2 protein-coding genes are annotated in these 6,751 nt (G+C 39.5%); one reads left to right on the forward strand and one right to left on the reverse strand.

Annotated features, from left to right (window positions below; genetic code table 11):
- Positions 1 to 471: 471 nt before the first annotated feature.
- Positions 472 to 4,590 (forward strand): alpha/beta hydrolase, encoded by a 4,119-nt coding sequence (locus J5X92_RS20425; protein WP_208806405.1) that lies wholly within the window; start codon positions 472 to 474, stop codon positions 4,588 to 4,590.
- Between the two features lie 703 nt (positions 4,591 to 5,293).
- On the opposite strand, the gene trpS is transcribed toward J5X92_RS20425, so the two are convergent.
- Positions 5,294 to 6,316 (reverse strand): tryptophan--tRNA ligase, encoded by a 1,023-nt coding sequence (gene trpS / locus J5X92_RS20430; RefSeq protein ID WP_208806406.1) that lies wholly within the window; start codon positions 6,314 to 6,316, stop codon positions 5,294 to 5,296.
- Positions 6,317 to 6,751: the final 435 nt, after the last annotated feature.

The following is a 6,751-nucleotide window of genomic DNA, read 5'->3' on the forward strand; positions in this document are numbered from 1 at the left end:
CAGTTTCCCTTGGTAATTAGCGCTTACGACAGAATCGCTTGGTAATTAAGATACGACAAAGTCGCTTGGTGTTAACAGGTTTATGTGGATTAGTTATGATCTAGTCTGGCATTTTCAGTAACAGAACCAGACCAAAGCTGACAGTCTCTTGTGTACGTAAAGCGGACATTTAAGTGTAACTCGTTTCTGCCCCAAAATGAGTTGAGCATTCATTTCAGCTACACTCAGTTCACAGTTTTTCACGATACAAGAACTAATGTGATAGGTGAGAGCTTAATTACCGTTCTTACTATTAAGCAATTAAAGCGAGTGGTCTAATATCTTAGCCGATGAGCAGCCACGATTGTACGCACTAATCACTAATGTTTAGTCTTGTTTTTATCATATGTAACCTATTGAAATAAAAACTATTAGATGATTAACATTTGGGATAAAATTTAAGCGATAGTATTTATACCGATAGAGGTTTACGTGGCTGAGTTGCGATTGAAATCTGGCGATTCTTTGGCTAGAAAGCATGTTGTGTTTATTCACGGATTAGGCGGCCATGCAGAGACAACATGGCAATCAAATAATTCAGAAAAAGTTTTTTGGCCTTTATGGCTGAATGAAGATATCTCAGATTGCAGCATTTGGGCTATTGGGTACGAGGCACCAAAGTTCACTTTTCTAGATGCGGGTATGGGTATCCAAGATAAAGCGCAAAACATACTAGAATTACTCTTGGCTGAACAGAGGTTAAGTAAGGGCGAAATAATACTTGTTGGTCACAGTCTAGGCGGGTTAATTATTAAACAACTGCTTAGGTTGGCAAGCGACCAGAGTGGGCGTGAAGATGCTGTTGGGCTGGTTAATAGAGTTACAGGTGTCGCGTTTATGGGGACGCCTCACACTGGTGCAGATTTAGCTCAAAAAGGGAATACTCTTTTAGGGCGAGCTTTACTCAGAGCTTTTACATTTCTATTGCTTAAGCCATCGGCGGTAACTGGTTCATTAGGACGTAATGATCCCACTCTTCGGGAGTTGAATACTTGGTATCGAGAATGGTGCCACGATAAAGAAATTCGCCATTTAGTTCTTGTTGAATCTAAATCTCTCCCGATATTTGGAAGGATTGTTAAGCCTGATAGTTCAGATCCTGGGCTACAAGTGCGACCAACCTCGATAGATGCTCATCATATTAATATAAGTAAGCCTTCTTCGAAGCAAGATGAAATCTACATACTTCTTAAAAGGTTTGTCGAAAAACAGTCACTATCAAAACAGGCTTGTTGGTTACGGTCAAATTTTGGTAAAGACCACCGTGGCTGGGAGGAGTATGGCAATTGGGCTAGTTGCCCAAAGGGGATTGAGGAAGAATACATATTAGATCAAGCTATACGCCTTCATAGTTCTTCCTCTAATAACTCAGAAGGTTTAGCTACAGTTGATGCATTGAATTTGCTTAGAGAGCGCTTACTCAAAGCTGGTGCATCCATCCGCTTAGTAGGCCTGTCAGGTGTAGGAAAAACACGCTTCGTACAAGCACTATTTGACGAGAGAATCGAAGGAATTGCTCTTGATAAAGAGACCGTGTTCTATTCAGACATTAGCCTATCTCCTTCACCCACTCCACGAGTTTTAGTCGAACGGCTTGTTAGAGACAATATACAGTCCATTATTGTAGTGGATAACTGTCCCCCCGACTTACATCGTGAACTTACAAATTTATGTAAAAATAACAGCACGGCTAGAATCCTAACTATTGAATACGACGTTAGAGAAGATCAGCCAGAGCAAACTGAAGTTTATACCTTAGAGCCAAGTTCTAGTGAGCTTATCGAAGCAATGATTTCATCAAGGTTCCCATATTTAAGTAAACAAACTACTGGGAAAATCGCTGATTTCTCAGGAGGTAATGCAAGAGTAGCTAATGCACTTGCCTCTACTGTTGGAAAAGATGAAAACATATCCAGATTAAAAGATGAAGAGTTGTTTAAAAGGCTGTTTCATCAGCGCCATGATTCAGATATTGGCTTAGAAAAAGCAGCCGAGGGCCTATCATTAGCTTATTCGTTTCAGTTGGAATCTGAAGATGACTTTAGTGAAGAGTTAAAGTTACTCGGTGAAATAGTAATGCTTCCTCCTCTTGAAATGTACAAGTTTGCTAAAGAGTTGAAGCGACGAAACTTAGCGCAAGAACGTAGCATTTGGATGGCGATATTACCTCACCCTATTGCGAATAGACTTGCCCGTTTAGCGTTGCAGAACGTCCCTCATTCAAATATTGTGAAGTTCATAAACAGCAATACACAACCAAGACTACTCAAGTCATTTTCACGTCGTATTGGGTATCTTAATGACAGCGAAGAAGCTGTTAAGCTAGCATCATTGTGGCTAAAAGCCGATGGAGTGATAGATTTACTTTTTAAAAAAGGTAATGACGACTTGTCGATCTCATTGTTGGCCAATATTGCCCCAATTATTCCAAATGAAGTGCTCACTTATCTGGAGCAAAGAGCAAAATTTGATTCAACTTTCTTAAGTAGGGACAATCCTCATTACATATCAATTACAAGGCTTCTTCGCTCTCTCGCATATGAAGATGACTTGTTCAGTCAATGCTTTGATTTGCTCTGTCGTTTCGCATTAACTGAAAAAAAAGGGGAAAATAACAACTCTGTTAGAAGCTTACTTCGTAGTTTGTTTCAGCTTTATCTATCAGCTACACACGCAACATTGGAGCGACGAGTTAAATGCATTGGCAAACTCATGGATAGCACGAATGAAAGCGAAAGAGAACTGGGGTATGAGTTACTCGATGACTCGCTAAATACTTCACACTTTTCATCAAGTTATGGTTTTGATTTTGGTGCTAAATCAAGAGACTTTGGCTACGAGCCTCAAAGTCGCAATGATGTGCTTTCTTGGTATCGTGAATACTTATTGCTAATTCGTAATCTTGCTTCGTCAGGTAATGTTATTGATGAGCGTGTCAAAGAAGTTTTTGCTAGTCATATTAGAGGGCTATGGAGAATAGCTGAACTACATGATGATCTCGAATCCATATCTAAAAGCTTCTGTAGCAACGGGGGATGGCCACAAGGTTGGCTGGCTTTAGGGGCAACATTGCGGTTTGATTCAACATCAATGACGAAAGAACACAAAAACCGACTTAAAATGTTAAGAGCAAATATTGCAGCTCAAGATCTAGACGGTCAAATGGAGCTATATGTGTTTGCTGATAACCATAATTACTTCGGTCTCGATGAGCTAGATGAAGAAGGTGAAACGGTAAAATGGGGGTATGAAAAAGCTCAAGAACTCGCAGAAGAATTAGGCACGCATGTTGCTCAAGAGCACTATGACTATCTTATCAAAAAGTTAGCTCAGATTCTTACAACTATGAATACTAACAACCACTTATTTAGGTTTGGTCATGGAGTTGCGAGCGGAGTAAATGATATTGAAAAGGCATGGGGTGATATAGCCATCTGCCTAGAAAAATTAGATATCAAAAAAGTAAACTCGAACTTTGTCGGAGGTTTTGTCAGATACGTTTACGACAATTACTCAGATAAAGCACAACTGATTTTAGATGGCTTATTAAACAGCGATAGACTAAACCAGATATTCCCATTGGTGCAGTTTGATTGCCCGCTAGATGAAGTTGCTGTAAGTAGGCTCATAACATCGTTAAAAAATAATACCTCTCCGAGCTGGATGTACCGAAATATGGCATCTGGTAGAAGGCATGAATCAATATCTGACTCTGACTTAATTACTATCTTGGATTTGCTCTGGTTGCAACCAAATGGGCACAGTACAGTTATTGAAATACTAACCATGCGGTTTCATGGGTTGGAGAAACAAGCTATTTACGTTCCTAGTGTGGATTTGATTAAAAAATGCAGAGAGTTCTTACTGAAGCATGATTATGGCAGAGAACAACGAGACTATGGTGGCCGAGATTATTCTTTGACACAGATAGCTAAAGTATGTTTTTTGGGAGAGAAGGCAGAGGAAGATGCTAACACTCTGTTCAAAAAACTGTTTGAAGGCATAGCTACTTATAAAGTTTATGCTTTTGATTATGGTGAGTTTCTATCAACTGTAATCGAACTACAGCCGACTCAAGCCTTAGATGTATTTCTCAAAGATGATAATGTGTTAGGTGAAATCACAACTAGTCATTTATCTAGAGAAACGAGTCCATTCTCTAAACTTCCTCTTGATAAAGCTATAGAGTGGTGCAAAGAATCACCAATATCCAGATTTAAAACTCTAGCATCGTCGGTCACTCCATATGAGAAGAATGGTGAACATCTTATACTAACCAACTTGGCAAAAGCTCTAGTTAACAAAAGTCCTGAGCCGTGGTTAGTGATTGAAGCTTTCGAAAGAGCTGCTATCCCAATGTCTTGGATTGGTTCACGTGCATCCATAATTGAACAAAGAGCTGAAATGTTTGAGGAGCTTCTTTCACACGAAAACTCTGATGTTGTAGAAAGCACCAAAATGACACTTAGCAGGCTAAAGAAAAGGGTAGAACAAGAAAAGGCCGATGAAGAATTAAAGTCAAGGCAATCAGAAGAACGGTTTGAGTGGTGAATTTAGAGGAATATTGGTTAGCTCTTGCTCATTAGAGAGTTAGCCATATACTTCCTATATTGTCTAGTTGATATGTGCTCAGCACCGTGTATACGGGATTTAAAAAGGTGGTCAGACGCTTTTAGTTCTGCTTTCTTCACCCAAGCCAAAATCGATTCCCCCGTGTTTGGTGTTATCTCAAATTGGACAGGACTACCTGTTTTTTGCTGAACGACATTCGTACGCCTCAGCGCAGAACGTCCGCAAACGACGTCTGAAACTTTTAGTTTAACGAGGTCACAACCTCGTAGCTTGCTATCATGTCCAAGGTTGAACAGTGCAAGGTCACGCGTCCGACCTTCAAGTTCTAATCGAATTCGGATACCCCATATATGTGATATCTGAAGAGGTTTCTTCTGTCCAATTATGCGATCTTTGTTGCAAGGTGTATGGATTCGAATTGCCATAAGTTGTCTCCTGCTCAATAGGAACCACAAGTATGGCAGTCAAGTTGAATGGCGTAATAATATGAGCAGAACTTCAGAGTTGTGCCAAAAGCTGCCGTTCAATTGTTTGTAATCAAACGGTCAGAAGAGTACGTATACCGGCCGTTCAGGAATATTTGGTGTGAATGAAAGAAATTTAAATTATCTCGAATACAGAAAAACAGCTTCAAGAGGTTCAGCCGTTTACCTCTCGAAGCTGGCTGTTTAAAACAGTTTATTCAGAGAATATTGAGTCCAAAAATATCTTTAACATCGAAAAGTACTTTTTCTGTTTTATCTCTAGAGATTTGACTTCCTTCGACTAAAATATCGATTAGTTGAGCTTTATCGTGTAAAAACTCTGTCCTTTTCTCTCTTATAGGACGGAGGATGTCCTGCAAACACTCTTCCAGTATTTTTTTCGTTGCACCGTCTCCAAGACCTCCACGTTGATAGTGCTCTTTTAATTGGCTGATATAGTCCTCATCTGGATGAAAAGCATCGAGATAGGTAAACACAACATTTCCTTCAATATTGCCGGGATCTTCGACTCTTAGGTGATTGGGGTCGGTATACATTGATTTTATCGCATCGGATATCTCTTTTTCGGTAGCCCCAAGATTAATTGCGTTGCCCATAGACTTAGACATCTTATTTTTCCCATCCACACTAGGTAAACGTGATGCATTACTTAATAAAGGTCTACATTCATTCAAGACGTTACGCCCTGCTAATGAGTTAAGCTTTCTCACTATTTCATTAGTTTGCTCAAGCATTGGTAGTTGGTCATCCCCTACAGGAACTAATGTTGCGTTGAAGCCAGTTATGTCAGCCGCTTGAGATATTGGATATGTTAAAAAACCAGCCGGGATAGATCGTTCAAACCCTTTGTTTTGGATTTCACTTTTGACTGTCGGGTTTCGCTCTAGCCGACTGATTGTTACAAGGTTGCTGTAATACATAGTCAACTCAGCAAGGGCTGGTAATTGTGATTGAAGGCAAATAGTTGTTTTTGATGGTTCAATGCCAACAGCTAGGTAATCTGCAACAACATTTAGAATGTTGGATGACACTTTTTTTGGATTATGAGCATTATCAGTAAGACCTTGCATATCAGCAACAAGAATCGTTTGCTCATGAATTGCCTGTAAAGCTACACGCTGCTTTAAAGAACCGACATAATGACCTAGATGTAACGCGCCTGTAGCTCTATCACCGGTTAAAATAATTTCTTTTTTATCGGTATCTTGTTTTGTATTCATGGGTATATCTCCTAGCTAAAACAGATTGCTACTGGAGATACAAAAGAAATTACAATCTTAGCTACCTTCCAGCAGCTTAAGAATGTAAGAATTCAGTGCCGCTCTATTTAGAGCGCCACCAGAAGAAAAGTGTATGCGTTAAAATATGTTTCATTTTATCAATCTAACAACAATCATTTTGAAACTCAAATCTCTCAAGAGTAGTTCGCGAAAAAAAAATTTGTGATACAACACAACCCTTAGAGAAGTATCATCGATACTGGTGACTGTCCGTTCCTTGTCTAAAGCTGCCTGTCAGATGGTGTCTAAATCTATAAATGAAAGTGTCAGACCAAGTATAAGCTACTACAATTTATCATGTTAACACCAAGCGACTTTGTCGTATCTTAATTACCAAGCGATTCTGTCGTAAGCGCTAATTACCAAGGGAAACTG

Origin of the sequence: Alteromonas sp. K632G (assembly GCF_017653625.1) — a bacterium.
Taxonomy (GTDB): Bacteria; Pseudomonadota; Gammaproteobacteria; order Enterobacterales; family Alteromonadaceae; genus Alteromonas; species Alteromonas naphthalenivorans.